At 38.9% G+C, this 14,199-nt stretch carries 12 protein-coding genes and 1 pseudogene; 2 read left to right on the plus strand and 11 right to left on the minus strand.

Annotation, left to right across the window (positions count from 1 at the left end; translation table 11 throughout):
* Positions 1–56: 56 nt before the first annotated feature.
* The 3 genes from uvrA to LOK41_RS19270 all read right to left on the minus strand — a co-directional run bounded on the left by uvrA (position 57) and on the right by LOK41_RS19270 (position 5,499).
* Positions 57–2,927, minus strand: coding sequence for an excinuclease ABC subunit UvrA (gene uvrA, locus LOK41_RS19260; protein WP_241817876.1), 2,871 nt, complete (start codon positions 2,925–2,927; stop codon positions 57–59).
* Between the two features lie 5 nt (positions 2,928–2,932).
* A complete protein-coding gene (gene uvrB / locus LOK41_RS19265; RefSeq protein WP_174101028.1) occupies positions 2,933–4,909 on the minus strand; it encodes an excinuclease ABC subunit B in 1,977 nt (658 codons plus the stop codon).
* 158 nt (positions 4,910–5,067) lie between these two features.
* Positions 5,068–5,499 (minus strand): DUF4362 domain-containing protein, encoded by a 432-nt coding sequence (locus LOK41_RS19270; RefSeq protein ID WP_241817877.1) that lies wholly within the window; start codon positions 5,497–5,499, stop codon positions 5,068–5,070.
* Positions 5,500–5,729: 230 nt separating this feature from the next.
* On the opposite strand from LOK41_RS19270, the gene bcaP reads away from it, so the two are divergent.
* Positions 5,730–7,139, plus strand: a complete 1,410-nt coding sequence (bcaP, locus tag LOK41_RS19275; protein WP_241817878.1) for a branched-chain amino acid transporter BcaP — start codon at positions 5,730–5,732, stop codon at positions 7,137–7,139.
* 18 nt (positions 7,140–7,157) lie between these two features.
* Here bcaP and LOK41_RS19280 read toward each other — a convergent pair whose 3' ends face one another.
* From LOK41_RS19280 to LOK41_RS19305, 6 genes and pseudogenes are all read right to left on the minus strand, one after another.
* Positions 7,158–7,769 (minus strand): hypothetical protein, encoded by a 612-nt coding sequence (locus tag LOK41_RS19280; RefSeq protein WP_241817879.1) that lies wholly within the window; start codon positions 7,767–7,769, stop codon positions 7,158–7,160.
* A pseudogene (locus LOK41_RS19285) lies at positions 7,766–8,527 on the minus strand (MerR family transcriptional regulator). Before LOK41_RS19285 ends, LOK41_RS19280 begins: the two are co-directional and overlap by 4 nt.
* Before the next feature lie 98 nt (positions 8,528–8,625).
* A complete protein-coding gene (locus tag LOK41_RS19290) occupies positions 8,626–8,853 on the minus strand; it encodes a hypothetical protein (protein ID WP_241817880.1) in 228 nt (75 codons plus the stop codon).
* A gap of 40 nt (positions 8,854–8,893) precedes the next feature.
* A complete protein-coding gene (locus LOK41_RS19295; RefSeq protein ID WP_241817890.1) occupies positions 8,894–9,109 on the minus strand; it encodes a hypothetical protein in 216 nt (71 codons plus the stop codon).
* Between the two features lie 19 nt (positions 9,110–9,128).
* The gene (locus LOK41_RS19300; RefSeq protein ID WP_241817881.1) at positions 9,129–9,326 is read right to left on the minus strand and encodes a helix-turn-helix transcriptional regulator; all 198 of its coding nucleotides are present in this window, start codon (positions 9,324–9,326) and stop codon (positions 9,129–9,131) included.
* Between the two features lie 116 nt (positions 9,327–9,442).
* A complete protein-coding gene (locus LOK41_RS19305; protein WP_241817882.1) occupies positions 9,443–10,465 on the minus strand; it encodes a YeiH family protein in 1,023 nt (340 codons plus the stop codon).
* Positions 10,466–10,743: 278 nt separating this feature from the next.
* Here LOK41_RS19305 and LOK41_RS19310 point away from each other — a divergent pair, with 278 nt between their 5' ends.
* Positions 10,744–11,637, plus strand: a complete 894-nt coding sequence (locus tag LOK41_RS19310) for a LysR family transcriptional regulator (RefSeq protein WP_241817883.1) — start codon at positions 10,744–10,746, stop codon at positions 11,635–11,637.
* 238 nt (positions 11,638–11,875) lie between these two features.
* Here the strand turns inward: LOK41_RS19310 and LOK41_RS19315 are convergent, their stop codons facing one another.
* Together LOK41_RS19315 and LOK41_RS19320 are read right to left on the minus strand one after the other, a co-directional pair.
* Positions 11,876–12,187, minus strand: coding sequence for a heavy metal-binding domain-containing protein (locus LOK41_RS19315; protein ID WP_241817884.1), 312 nt, complete (start codon positions 12,185–12,187; stop codon positions 11,876–11,878).
* A 93-nt stretch (positions 12,188–12,280) separates the two neighbouring features.
* A complete protein-coding gene (locus LOK41_RS19320; protein WP_241817885.1) occupies positions 12,281–13,996 on the minus strand; it encodes an ABC transporter ATP-binding protein in 1,716 nt (571 codons plus the stop codon).
* Positions 13,997–14,199 lie beyond the last annotated feature (203 nt).

Here is a 14,199-nt window from a genome sequence, read left to right on the forward strand (position 1 = left end):
ATCACACTAAAACTGGTTCTTTCCCAAAACTAAAACAGAGAGCTAGCCAAATCGGCTTAGCTCCCTACTTCAACCTCTTTCATTTTCTCTTTCATACGAGCTGTATCACGCTCTAAAATACCTTTTAAATACTTTCCTGTATACGAACGCTCTTCTTTTACAACTTGCTCCGGAGTCCCTGAAGCAACGATTTGTCCGCCTTTGTCTCCACCTTCTGGGCCAAGGTCAACAATGTAATCAGCTGTTTTAATTACATCTAAATTATGCTCAATGACAAGCACAGTTTCCCCACTTTCAACAAGGCGCTGCAATACTTCTAGAAGACGTGCAATATCATGTGCATGTAAACCTGTTGTTGGCTCATCTAAAATATATAACGTACGCCCTGTAGAACGGCGGTGTAATTCAGAGGCAAGTTTCACACGCTGCGCTTCACCACCCGATAGTGTAGTGGCCGGCTGTCCTAATTTCATATAACCTAGCCCTACATCTACAAGCGTCTGTAACTTCCGTTTAATTTTCGGGATATTCGCAAAGAATTCTACCCCATCTTCAATCGTCATTCCTAGTACTTCAGAAATGTTCTTATCTTTATATTTCACTTCTAACGTTTCACGATTATAACGTTTTCCATGACATACTTCACATGGAACATATACATCTGGTAAAAAGTGCATTTCAATTTTTATAATGCCATCACCACGACATGCTTCACAACGTCCGCCTTTTACGTTAAAGCTAAAGCGGCCTTTTTGATATCCACGTACCTTCGCTTCATTCGTTTGTGCAAACACATCGCGAATATCATCAAACACACCTGTATATGTTGCAGGGTTTGAACGTGGTGTTCGTCCAATTGGTGATTGATCAATATCAATAACTTTATCTAAATGTTCAAGGCCTTTAATGTCCTTATGTGCGCCTGGCTTACTTTTTGCTTTATATAATTTCTGCGCTAACGATTTATATAAAACTTCATTGATCATCGTACTTTTTCCAGAACCAGATACACCTGTTACTGCTACAAATGTACCAAGCGGGAATGACATTTTCGCATTTTTTAAGTTATTTTCTTTTGCACCAATAATCTCAACTTTTCGTCCGTCCCCTTTACGTCTTTCAAGTGGAACCGGAATAAACTTCTTACCGCTTAAATATTGTCCTGTTAATGAATCATCATCATTCATCACTTCATCTGGTGATCCAGCTGATACAACTTGCCCACCATGAATCCCTGCACCAGGACCGATATCAAGTAAGTAATCGGCAGCCATCATTGTATCTTCATCATGCTCAACAACGATTAGTGTATTTCCTAAATCGCGCATTTCCTGCAATGTACGGATTAGACGGTCATTATCACGCTGGTGTAAGCCGATAGAAGGTTCGTCAAGAATATATAATACACCCGTTAAACGAGAACCAATTTGTGTTGCCAGACGAATACGCTGTGCTTCACCGCCTGATAATGTTCCCGCTGCACGGCTTAATGTTAAATAATCAAGTCCTACGTTAATTAAGAAACTTACCCGCTCTTTAATTTCACGTAAAATTAAACGAGCAATCTTTTCCTGTTTTTCTGTTAGTTCAATGGCATCGAAGAAATCATACACTTCTTGAACAGAATACTTTGTTACATCCGCAATCGTTTTCCCGTCAACAAAAACAGCTAAGCTTTCTGGCTTTAAGCGGCCTCCCTTACATTTCGGACACGCCTGCTCGGCCATATATTTCTCCATTTGCTCACGAATATAATCCGAACTCGTTTCACGGTAACGACGCTCAATATTTGGAATAACTCCTTCAAATAAAATCTCGCTTTCTTTCACTTGACCAAAGTCATTCACATAACGGAAATAAACCTTCTCTTCTCCGCTTCCGTACAACACTTTATCAAATAAATCTTTCGGTATATCCTTTACGGGCATATCCATATCAATGCCGTAATGATTACATACCGATTGTAATAATTGCGGATAATATTGCGAACTAGTCGGTTCCCAAGGAGCAATCGCATGACCATTTAAAGATAAATCCCAGTTTGGAATCACAAGTTCTAGATCTACTTCTAATTTCGAACCGAGCCCATCACAAGACGGACAAGCTCCAAATGGACTATTGAAAGAGAACATACGAGGCTCTAACTCCCCGATCGAGAAACCGCAATGCGGACAAGCGTGATGCTCACTAAATAAAAGCTCCTCTTCTCCAATCACATCAATTAATACACGACCTCCGCCAAGCTTGAGTGCGCTCTCAAGGGAGTCGGCAAGGCGGCTCGCAATTCCTTCTTTTATAACGATACGGTCAATTACAACTTCAATCGAATGCTTCTTGTTTTTATCTAATGTAATCTCTTCAGAAACATCAAGCATTTCTCCATCAACACGAACACGAACATAACCCTGTTTCTTTATATCTTCTAATACTTTCACGTGTGCACCTTTACGTCCTGACACAATCGGCGCTAACACTTGTAATTTTGTACGCTCTGGGTATTCCAAAACACGGTCTACCATCTGTTCTACCGTTTGTGATGTAATTTCAATCCCATGATTCGGACAGATTGGCGTCCCAATACGTGCAAATAATAGACGTAAATAGTCATAAATCTCCGTCACGGTTCCAACCGTTGAACGCGGGTTACGACTCGTCGTTTTTTGATCGATTGAAATGGCAGGAGATAAACCTTCAATTGTATCCACATCCGGTTTATCCATTTGCCCTAAGAACTGGCGCGCATACGCGGATAAAGACTCCACGTACCTGCGCTGCCCTTCTGCATAAATCGTATCAAATGCTAATGATGATTTCCCTGAACCAGACAAACCTGTCACAACAACGAGCTGATTTCTCGGAATGGTTACATCAATATTTTTTAAGTTATGCGCTCTCGCACCTTTTACAACGATAAAATCTTTGCTCACTCTTTTCACCCTTCCGCTTTTAATTCTAGCAGTAAATCTCTCAGCTCAGCTGCACGCTCGAAATCTAGTGCTTTTGCCGCTTCCTTCATTTCTGCTTCCATCTTCGCGATTGTTTTTTCCCGTTCTTTCTTCGTCATTTTCTTAGCCGGCGTTGTTTCATATACTTCTGTTTCTTCTGCGGCTGTTGTTGCACGAATTACGTCACGCACTTCTTTTTGAATTGTTTTCGGCGTAATACCATGTTCCTCATTGTAAGCTTCTTGCTTTTGACGACGGCGTTTCGTCTCTTCCATTGCAATATTCATCGATTTCGTGATCCGATCTGCGTACATGATTACATGACCGTTTTCATTACGCGCTGCACGACCAATTGTTTGAATCAAAGATCGCTCTGAACGTAAGAAACCTTCTTTATCCGCATCTAAAATCGCTACGAGTGACACTTCCGGAATATCGAGTCCTTCTCGTAATAAGTTAATACCGACAAGCACATCAAACTTACCAAGACGAAGATCACGAATAATTTCAATCCGCTCTAGCGTTTTAATTTCAGAATGCAGATAGTTTACTTTAATCCCCACATCTTTTAAGTAATCTGTTAAATCCTCTGACATTTTCTTTGTTAATGTCGTAATTAATACGCGCTCATTTTTCGCAATTCGGTCTTGTATTTCTCCTAATAAATCATCAATTTGTCCTTCAATTGGCCTTACATCAATTTGCGGATCTAAAAGCCCCGTTGGACGGATAATTTGCTCCACAACTTCCGGTACATGCTCTAGTTCGTATGGACCCGGCGTTGCTGATACATACACAACTTGATTCGTTTTCTCTTCAAACTCTTCAAACATAAGCGGTCTGTTATCCATCGCTGATGGCAGACGGAACCCATGGTCAACAAGCACTTGTTTACGTGCCTGATCCCCGTTATACATAGCTCTTACTTGGGGCACTGTTACATGTGACTCATCCATAACAATTAAGAAATCATCAGGGAAGTAATCTATTAATGTATAAGGCGTTGAACCCGCTGGACGAAGCGTCAAATGACGGGAGTAGTTCTCAATCCCTGAACAAAAGCCCATCTCACGCATCATTTCTAAATCGTAACGAGTTCGCTGTTCGATCCGCTGTGCTTCTAACAACTTACCGTTATCATTTAATTCTTTTAAACGTTCTTCTAATTCTTTTTCGATATTTTCAATGGCAACTTTCATTTTTTCTTCACGTGTAACGAAGTGAGATGCCGGGAAGATTGCTACATGTTCACGTTCTGCTAATACTTCACCTGTTAAGGCATTCACTTCACGGATTCGATCAATCTCATCTCCAAAAAACTCAATCCGAATGCAATGTTCATCAAGTGATGCTGGGAAAATCTCAACTACATCCCCGCGTACACGAAATGTCCCACGCTGGAAATCAATGTCATTACGGCCATACTGCACATCAACAAGTTCACGAAGCAACTGATTACGGTCCTTCTCCATACCAACGCGCAAAGAAACGACAAGTTCACGATATTCTTCTGGTGAACCTAAACCATAAATACAAGAAACACTTGCCACAATAATGACATCATCACGTTCAAATAAAGCTGATGTTGCGGAGTGGCGCAATTTATCAATCTCATCATTAATTTGTGCATCTTTCTCAATAAACGTATCGGTTTGTGGTACATACGCTTCCGGTTGATAATAATCGTAGTAACTCACAAAATACTCAACCGCATTGTTCGGAAAGAAATCCTTGAGCTCACTATATAACTGTCCCGCTAACGTTTTATTATGAGCCATTACAAGTGTTGGCTTCTTCACTTCTTTAATCACATTCGAAATCGTAAATGTCTTACCCGTTCCTGTCGCTCCAAGCAATACTTGATGTTTCTTACCATTATTAATCCCCGCGACCAGCTGCTTTATCGCCCTCGGCTGATCACCTTGCGGGGAATATTCTGAGACAATCTCAAATTGATGTTCCAAACAAAACCGACCTCCTCGTAAAAAATCTGTATTCCCATTTTACCACGAATGCCCATAAAAAAACCAAGAAAACGAACAGATATTCGGTAAAGTTTTCGACAATATAAATAGAAAAAGGAAGGATCCTTCTATAAGCCCCTTCCTTCTTCCATCCAAATTTATTTTACGGGAACTGGTAACAAATCGTACCCATTACGCCCAGCCTTATTAGTGCACTCTATTAACCTATACCTTATGTCTTCTTCAAAAACATCTTTTGTTATCTTTTTACAAGTATCAGAGTAAACACCTTTATCTTTACCAGCAAATTTATCCTGAGAACTATCTGACGTATAGATAATTTCTTCCCCATCGTATTCTAGTGTTTGAAAGATTGGATCTCCCTCATCTGTATAATTCACAATCCTTATTTTATCTGTTACATCTTTTTCAACATTGACGACGAACTTCTCGAATTTATGTAAATTAGAAACTTTATGCCCTTTTGCAATCACATCATGATTCTCATCGATTTTACTGTCAGGGTGTGAACATGCTACCAAACTGCTAATACAAAATAGAAAACACAATGAAGTAATTCCTTTTCTCATATTCAATCCTCTCCAGCTCGTTTTGGCTTTATACTATTATTCAACACGAAATCAGTTGGAAGAAAAATGCATATATACTCATAAATAAGAAAAGGTAGAATTTTCTAAAAAATAATTATTTACAAAGTTGTTTTTTCACATTAGAATACAAACTACAAGGATTCGACATTATACGACAAAATGAAGTTATTTTTCAGAATTTTTAAACAAAAAGGAGATGAGGAAACTATATGAATCTATTTCGAAAAAAATCCATTTCAGCATTACTAGCACAGTCCGAACAAAAAGGGGCGTCTTTAAAGAAAGAACTCGGCGCATTTGACCTTACTATGTTAGGGGTCGGCGCTATTGTCGGAACCGGCATTTTCGTTCTTACCGGCGTTGTCGCGGCAGAGCATGCAGGACCAGCACTTATTATATCATTTATTTTATCCGGTTTAGCCTGTATATTTGCGGCACTATGCTATTCTGAATTCGCTTCAACTGTACCGGTTTCAGGTAGTGCGTACACTTATAGCTACGCAACATTTGGAGAATTAATCGCTTGGATTTTAGGTTGGGATTTAATCCTGGAATACGGGTTAGCTTCCTCAGCTGTTGCGTCGGGTTGGTCAGGATATTTCCAAGGATTATTAAGTGGTTTCGGTATTACATTACCTACCGCTCTAACAAGCGCTTATAATCCCGAGGCTGGAACATACGTAGACTTACCGGCAATCTGTATCATTTTTCTAATGACATTATTATTAACAAAAGGTGCGAAAAAATCAGCTCGTTTCAATGCCATTATGGTAGCTATAAAACTCTTTGTCATCCTTCTATTTATCGGCGTTGGTGCTTTCTATGTAAAGCCTGAAAACTGGACACCATTTATGCCATTTGGCTTCTCTGGCGTAACAGCTGGAGCAGCAACTGTATTCTTTGCTTATATTGGATTTGATGCTGTATCAACAGCCGCTGAGGAAGTAAAGAATCCACAGCGTAACATGCCAATCGGCATTATTGCTTCTTTAACAATCTGTACTATTTTATATATTGTCGTTTCATTAATATTAACTGGAATCGTTCCATACGACCAGTTAGGTGTAAAAAACCCTGTTGCCTTTGCACTACAATACATTCAACAAGATTGGGTTGCTGGTTTCATTTCTTTAGGAGCAATTACTGGAATTACAACTGTATTACTCGTTATGCTCTATGGACAAACACGTTTATTTTACGCAATCAGCCGCGATGGTTTACTACCAAAAGCACTCTCTCGCGTAAATAAAAAAACAAAAACACCTGTTATCAATAGTTGGGTCACTGCAACTATGGTTGCTTTCTTTGCTGGTTTTGTTCCTTTAAATAAACTAGCAGAATTAACAAATATCGGTACATTATTCGCATTCATAGTTGTATCAATTGGGGTAATCATCTTACGCAAAAAACAACCAGAACTACCGCGTGCTTTTAAAGTGCCATTGGTACCATGGATTCCCGCTTTAGCTGTTCTATTCTGTGGATACCTTGCATTGCAACTACCAGCAACAACATGGATTGGCTTTGCCGTATGGCTTGTAATTGGACTTGTTGTCTATTTCAGCTATGGTTACAAAAATAGTACTCTTCGAAAAGAAAAAACAGAAGACGTTGCATAGAAAAAAGCTGTTGTCCAATTAGGACGACAGCTTTTTTTCTTTTTTAGGAAAAATGAGATATGAAAATGTAATTACTGTATCAACTAAAAACACAATGCCCCACACTTGGCTCACACGACCTGCTGCCTCATTTAAAACAATGCCCTTTTCAAGCCAATCTCCCCACTGTTCAATCGGCACGAGCCCATACATGAAGAAAAATACAATATGAACAACAGTAAATAAAATGAGATGTAGGCTCCATTGTCCGATTTCTTGCTTCGTATAAGCCCAGCCCGTTAATTCTAATGGAGCTTCTATATTAGGAATGGGCTCATTCCGCCATTTCGCAACAAGTTTTTGCACACGTATATCCAATTTCTTTAAATCTTTTTTTCCATAAAAGAGCGCATATAATAATATTACTAAAGTAATAATTTGAAAGTTAGAAAACTTACCCGTTTCATAATAATCAATAGCGCCTAAAGCTAAAATAAAGACTTCATTGAAGAGTAATACAATTCCAGCAACGAAACTCGCTTTCTGTAATCTAAACCCGTAACGTAGTAAAAAGAACCCGATAACTGATACCCAAAATACAATTTCTGCACCGATTAAAAAATACCAACGATATTCTGCAAGTATGCTCATTTCCCACGCTCCCTCTCATCATATATGCGAAAAGCCTCATCCATATACGCTAAAAGCTCTTCTTCAATTGGATACATATTCATCTTCTGTGAATCTTCTTTTGATTTTCTTACTTCCCACAATTTATCTAGAAATGCTTCATCGCCATTTGCCATCTCCATACATTTCTCTATTAGCCTTTTTGTAGCCTCTTGTACTTCATCATGAGATGCAGCTTTTCCTTCTTTCATAAAGCTACGTAATTGCTAAAATACATCCACCCATTCTCGAACATTTTCATCTTCCTCACTCATATTCGGCAAATTGCCAAGCAATTTTTGTTCTCCCTCTGAAAATATCTTTTTTTGAAACATTTCGCGTATACGCGGAGACTGCTTTGAAAGTTGAATCAACTCAAACATGATTTTCCAATCCAGTTCTCCTTCAAGTTCTGCCGAATAAACGACCGCCTGCAAAATCTTTTCCATTCGGTTAAATTTTTTCTGCTCTTCTTGCACAAATGTAAGCTGTTTTTCCAACGATTCTTTCAAACTTAATTCATCTGTCATTAGCATATTCATAATCTCTTTTAACGAGAAACCCATTTCTTTTAGAAACAAAATTTGCTGCAACCGAATGACATCAGTTTCACTATATAAACGGTGCCCACCCTCAGTTTTTCCGCTCGGTTTCAATAAATCAATTTGATCATAATAACGGAGCGTTCTTACTGTAACTCCTGTTTCCTTTGTAAGTTCTTGAATCGAAATCATCCCCATCACCCTTTCCTCTTTCATTGTAAAAGATGACGTAACGTAACTTTCAAGTGTTTTTGTAAAAAAATACAAAAAAGCTGATTACATGAATGAACCAGCTTTTACGGGAATAATATTTTTTGAATTGTACGTCCACATGTCAAAACAATCTCACCAACTAAAACACTTGTTGCTGTTTTGTGATAGTGCGCTGATACTAGTAAATAATACGATAATCCAACAACCCCAATCACAACAAGCGTACTCGGCACTGGATTGTGAACAAAATTTTGCATACCCCATATAAATGCAAATAACGCCGCTACCACACATAAAAACGCTAATCCCATTCTGTTTTCCTTTATTTATCTATTTGCAGAGCTTACCTCGCTACTCACTCTCTTCTACTTTTCTAAACTGCCACTTCGGCCAATAGTTCACAAAAAAGTATATAAACTGTCCAATCACGAAAAGAATAAATGGCGTTCCCGCACTCCCGTAAACAATCAAATTATACATACCCCATACCGCTAAACTGATTGCATAAAACAATCCTAAATATTTAAAAGCTTTATCCGATTGATTTCTTTCATATTCATCTTGCATTCTCATTCCTCTTCACTCCTTATTCTAAAATAAATATATCCTCCACCTTCATCCCAAAATACTGCGCAATCTTCAGCGACAATTCCAAACTCGGGTTATAACGATGATTTTCAATCGCCACAATCGTCTGCCTCGTTACTTGCATCGCTTTCGCCATTTCAATTTGCGTAATATGATTTTCTTTTCTTAATTCTTTAATTCTATTTTTTACACCCATAGGCTCCACCTTCAAAAGTAAAGATATCTTTACTTTAATTATAAAAATTTTCCAATTTAAAATAAAGATATCTTTACAAAAAAAGGAGACATATTGACTATGTCTCCTTTTTCACCTTACATAAAGCCTAATACATACACAAGAATATAGCCAAGAACGGAAAGACAAACAGATCCTACTAATCCCGCAACAAACGCTTTACTTCCTAATTTACGGAACGTTGTAAACTCTACATTTAAGCCAAGCCCCGCCATTGCCATCGCGATAAGCATGTAAGCAACGGTTACAATGGACTCTGCTATATTCTCCGGTACGATACCTAACGAATGCACCGCACTCATTGCCAAGAATCCTAAAATAAACCATGGAATCGGAATATCACGCCAAGAACTTTTTTGTCCATTCCCTTCACTACGCTTAAACCATAAACCAATTAAAATCGCTACTGGTACAAGCATCGCAACGCGTGTTAATTTCACAATAACCGCAATATCAACAGATGAGCTTCCGCCTGGTGCAGCCGCAGCGATGACATGGGCAATTTCATGAAGTGTTGCTCCAGAAAATACACCGTAACCGTAAGGAGATAAACCGAGAACCGGATATAATAACGTATAAATGAGCGTGAAAATCGTACCTAAAATAGCAATAATCGCCGCTCCAACTGCCGTTTCATCATCCTTCGCTTTCACTTGTGGCGCAATTGCTACGACTGCAGCCGCGCCGCAAATCGCTGTCCCGCACGCCGTTAAAATACCAAGCTTTTTATCTACTTTAAAAAAGCGTGTTAATGCGTATACAACAACAAGTGTAAATGCAATAACAACAGCTGCAATCACTAACACCTTGGGCCCAGCCTTTGCAATATCAACTAGATTCAAACGCATTCCAAGTAAAATAATCCCGAAGCGAAGTAACTTCTTACTGGCGAAATTTGTTCCTGCGATTGCTTCATAAGGTACACTAATTGTCGCTCTCCAAATCATCCCAATTAGAATAGCGATCACTAATTGCCCCATAATATTTAAAAACGGAAGCGTTGCTAAATATTTCGCAGCAATGGCAATTAATAACGTAATTCCAATCCCTTGCGAAAAACCGAGACGCTTCTTCTTTTGTATAACAAGTGTTTGTTCCACCTCGTACCACTCCAATAATCATATTGGAACATGCATGTTCTTTATATTTACATTATAGAAGAGTTTCAATGATAAGTTTAATACCAATATTAAATCTCAATCATCAAAAAAACTTATGGTAAACTAGAAAAGCGTAAGCGGCTCGTTCAGAATGGGAGGAGGATGGAGCTTCTGACGTAGAGGCGTCCTTTGCCTCGCAGGAAGACGCGAAGAAACCGACCATTCACCACTGAAGCTAGACCGAGCACAGCCAAATCTAAAGTAAGGGAGTATATACAATGAACGTTGATATCTTAAAAATATTTGTGACTGTCGTAGAACAAAAGCATTTCTCGCGCGCGGCAGAACTACTCAATCTTTCACAGCCCGGCGTCAGCATGCATATCCGTAACTTGGAAAACGAATTTGGTACTACTCTTATTCAGCGCTCCCCAAAGCATGTCCAAGTGACAGAGGCCGGTAACATTTTATATATCCATGCAAAGCAAATGCTATCTCTTTATGAAGAAGCAAAACAAGAAATTAACGAACTACATAACGTTGTCACGGGAACGCTGCGCATCGGAGCGAGCTTTACGATTGGTGAGTACTTACTTCCGAAAATATTGGCGCGGTATGCCAATGAAAATCCGCATGTAGAGGTACATACGTTCATCTCCAATACAGAAGAAGTTCTCCAAAGCCTTCGTTCCAACCAAATCGATATCGGCTTAGTAGAAGGTCAGGTCGTATACACCGACATAGATGTAGAGACTTTTATGGAAGATGAAATGAAACTTGTTGTTCCACCAAATCACCCTCTTCTGAGCATGCATACAATCGATGAAGCTTCCCTCCAAGATCAAGTATGGGTTCTGAGAGAAACTGGCTCTGGCACACGTGCCTATAGCGATCGCTTTATCCATCATCACCATTTAAAAATGAAGCGCTTCTTTACCTTTAGCAGCATTCAAAGTGTAAAGGAAGCCGTTGCCGCGGGGCTTGGCATTGCAATCCTTTCCGACTGGACTGTAAGGAAAGAATTGCAAGCAAAGGAGATTTTTCATATCGAAGTTCCAAATGAAAAACTCATCCGTCCTTTCTCTATCGTTCGCGGTAAATACTTTATCCACTCTAAAGCGATTCAAGTCTTTTTAGATCACGTTCAATCATTTGCACAAAAACAGAGTTGACCTTCACATTAATGTGAAGGTTTACAATATATAGAAAGAGAGTGAAGCACAATGCGAACTGGGGTCAGTGAGCGCTCGCTTAGACATTATGAAGAAAATTCGCAGTTACAAGGAAGTGCTATAATGTCTTCCCTATCTATCGACGAGGCTCGCTCCATTTCCCAAGAAATATCGGCGGGTCTACAACTTTCGACACATAACCATACAAAAAAAGCCGTGCACCCAGCACGGCTTTACATTATATACGGACAGCAGTTCCACTAACCGCAACCATGAGCATTCCTTCGCGAACTACTTCATAGTCCACATCAATGCCAACAATCGCATTCGCACCTTTTTGCTTCGCAAGAGATTTCATCTCTTCCATCGCAATATCACGTGCTTCTTTTAATTTACTTTCATATGCACCAGAACGGCCACCGACAACGTCACGAACAGAAGCGAATAAATCGCGAACGATATTTGCCCCCATAATTGCCTCGCCGTTTACAATATCAATATACTCAATAATTTCTTTCCCTTGGATATTAGAAGTTGTTGTTACAATCATTTTTTACATCCTCCTATATATGTATCTTTTTGTTACCTACCTATATGATACTCCACTTCCGTTTAAATTACATATATCAAATTCTCTTATATCTTAAGAACTAAACTGCGCTTCGTATAATCTGCTATATCCACCGCCTTGCTCGATTAATTCTTCATGGGATCCTTGCTCAGCGATACCATCTTTATTTACAACAACGATGCGATCTGCATTTTTAATTGTTGCAAGCCTATGAGCGATTACTAATGTCGTACGGCCAACTGATAATTCAGCAAGTGATTTTTGGATTGCAAGTTCCGTCTCTGTATCAAGTGCAGACGTTGCTTCATCTAGAATTAAAATTGGAGGGTTTTTCAGGAACATACGTGCAATAGCCAAACGTTGCTTTTGACCACCTGAAAGTTTCACACCCCGCTCACCAATGACAGTATCTAATCCGTCTGGCTGCGAGTAAATTAAATCCTCTAATTGTGCACGCTTGACCGCTTTCCAAATCTCAGCTTCTGATGTCTGTAAGTTTCCATAAGCAATGTTCTCTCGAATCGTTCCAGAGAATAAGAACACGTCCTGCTGCACAATTCCAATTTGCTTACGGAGTGACGATAACGTCATGTCTTTTGTATCAATACCGTCAATTGTGATAGAACCATCTGCAAGCTCATAGAAACGTGGCAATAAACTACATAGCGTTGTCTTTCCTGCACCGGATGGACCAACAAAAGCAACTGTTTCCCCTGCATGAATTTTTAAATCAATATTCTTTAAGATCGGCCCCTGTTTGTCATATCCGAAAGTGATGTTCCTATATTCAATATCACCATGTACTTGTTTTACTTCTATCGCATCCTTAGAATCCACAATGTCAGGTTCTGTTTCAAGAAGTTCGACATATCTTTTAAATCCTGCAATTCCTTTTGGATAGCTTTCGATCACCGCATTAATCTTTTCAATTGGACGGAAGAAAATATTCGTTAATAATACAAACCCAATAAATCCACCATATGTTAATTCTCCTTGCAAAACAAACCAAGTCCCGCAAATTAAAACAAACAATGTTACAAGACGCATCAACATATAACTAATCGATGAATTTAAAGCCATGATTTTATACGCCATCAGCTTTGTTGTACGAAAACGAGCGTTATTCACTGCGAATTGTTCTTTCTCAAACTTTTCGTTTCCGAATGCTTGGACAACACGAATTCCACCAACGTTATTTTCGATACACGCATTAAAGTCAGCAACGTCTGAAAATAAACGTCTAAACGTTCCTGTCATCTTACGATTGAAATAAAGTGCTAACCATAGTAAGAATGGAATTACCAAGAAAGTAAGTATGGCTAACTTCCAGTTAATGATCATCATAAATGAAAAGGCCCCAATTAAAGTCATAATCGCAATAAATAAGTCCTCGGGTCCATGGTGAGCAATTTCACCAATTTCCATTGAATCATTTGTAAGGCGTGAAATTAAATGACCTGTTTTGTTATTATCAAAAAATCGGAATGATAGCTTTTGAATATGATCAAATAATTTTTGGCGCATATCTGTTTCAATATTAACACCAAGCATATGTCCCCAATATGTAACAACATATTGTAATCCTGCATTTAACACATAGATTGCGAATAGCCCGATGCAAGCCCATAAAATAAGTGTCCAATCTTGTCCTGGCAACAATTTATCAATAAACTGATTTACAATAAGCGGAAACCCAAGTTCCAGCAGGCCCGCAATAACCGCACAGGAAAAATCGAGTACGAATAAACCTTTGTATGGCTTATAGTAAGAAAAAAATCGACGTAGCATAAAGTTCCTCCCTCATTCAAAATAAAAAAGACTTTGCATCATAACAAAGCCCCTACTAAATGATAACCATTATCAAGTGTTTATTCAAGCTATCTGTCTACAAATCTCTTATTCTAAATGAAAAAAAAGACCTTCATGGATGAGAGGCCACTGAAAAAGTCCCTATAATTGAAATGAACGAAGGCTTCGTCATTTTCATGTAC

Source organism: Bacillus sp. TL12 (assembly GCF_022625245.1).
Classification (GTDB): Bacteria; Bacillota; Bacilli; order Bacillales; family Bacillaceae_G; genus Bacillus_A.

What these genes read in the sequence shown, in the direction of transcription:
- LOK41_RS19270 (WP_241817877.1), bottom strand. Translation starts at nt 5,499, where the DNA reads ATGAGAAAAGGAATTACTTCATTGTGTTTTCTATTTTGTATTAGCAGT.
- bcaP (WP_241817878.1), top strand. Translation starts at nt 5,730, where the DNA reads ATGAATCTATTTCGAAAAAAATCCATTTCAGCATTACTAGCACAGTCC.
- LOK41_RS19280 (WP_241817879.1), bottom strand. Translation starts at nt 7,769, where the DNA reads ATGAGCATACTTGCAGAATATCGTTGGTATTTTTTAATCGGTGCAGAA.
- LOK41_RS19290 (WP_241817880.1), bottom strand. Translation starts at nt 8,853, where the DNA reads ATGGGATTAGCGTTTTTATGTGTGGTAGCGGCGTTATTTGCATTTATA.
- LOK41_RS19295 (WP_241817890.1), bottom strand. Translation starts at nt 9,109, where the DNA reads ATGCAAGATGAATATGAAAGAAATCAATCGGATAAAGCTTTTAAATAT.
- LOK41_RS19300 (WP_241817881.1), bottom strand. Translation starts at nt 9,326, where the DNA reads ATGGGTGTAAAAAATAGAATTAAAGAATTAAGAAAAGAAAATCATATT.
- LOK41_RS19310 (WP_241817883.1), top strand. Translation starts at nt 10,744, where the DNA reads ATGAACGTTGATATCTTAAAAATATTTGTGACTGTCGTAGAACAAAAG.
- LOK41_RS19315 (WP_241817884.1), bottom strand. Translation starts at nt 12,187, where the DNA reads ATGATTGTAACAACAACTTCTAATATCCAAGGGAAAGAAATTATTGAG.
- LOK41_RS19320 (WP_241817885.1), bottom strand. Translation starts at nt 13,996, where the DNA reads ATGCTACGTCGATTTTTTTCTTACTATAAGCCATACAAAGGTTTATTC.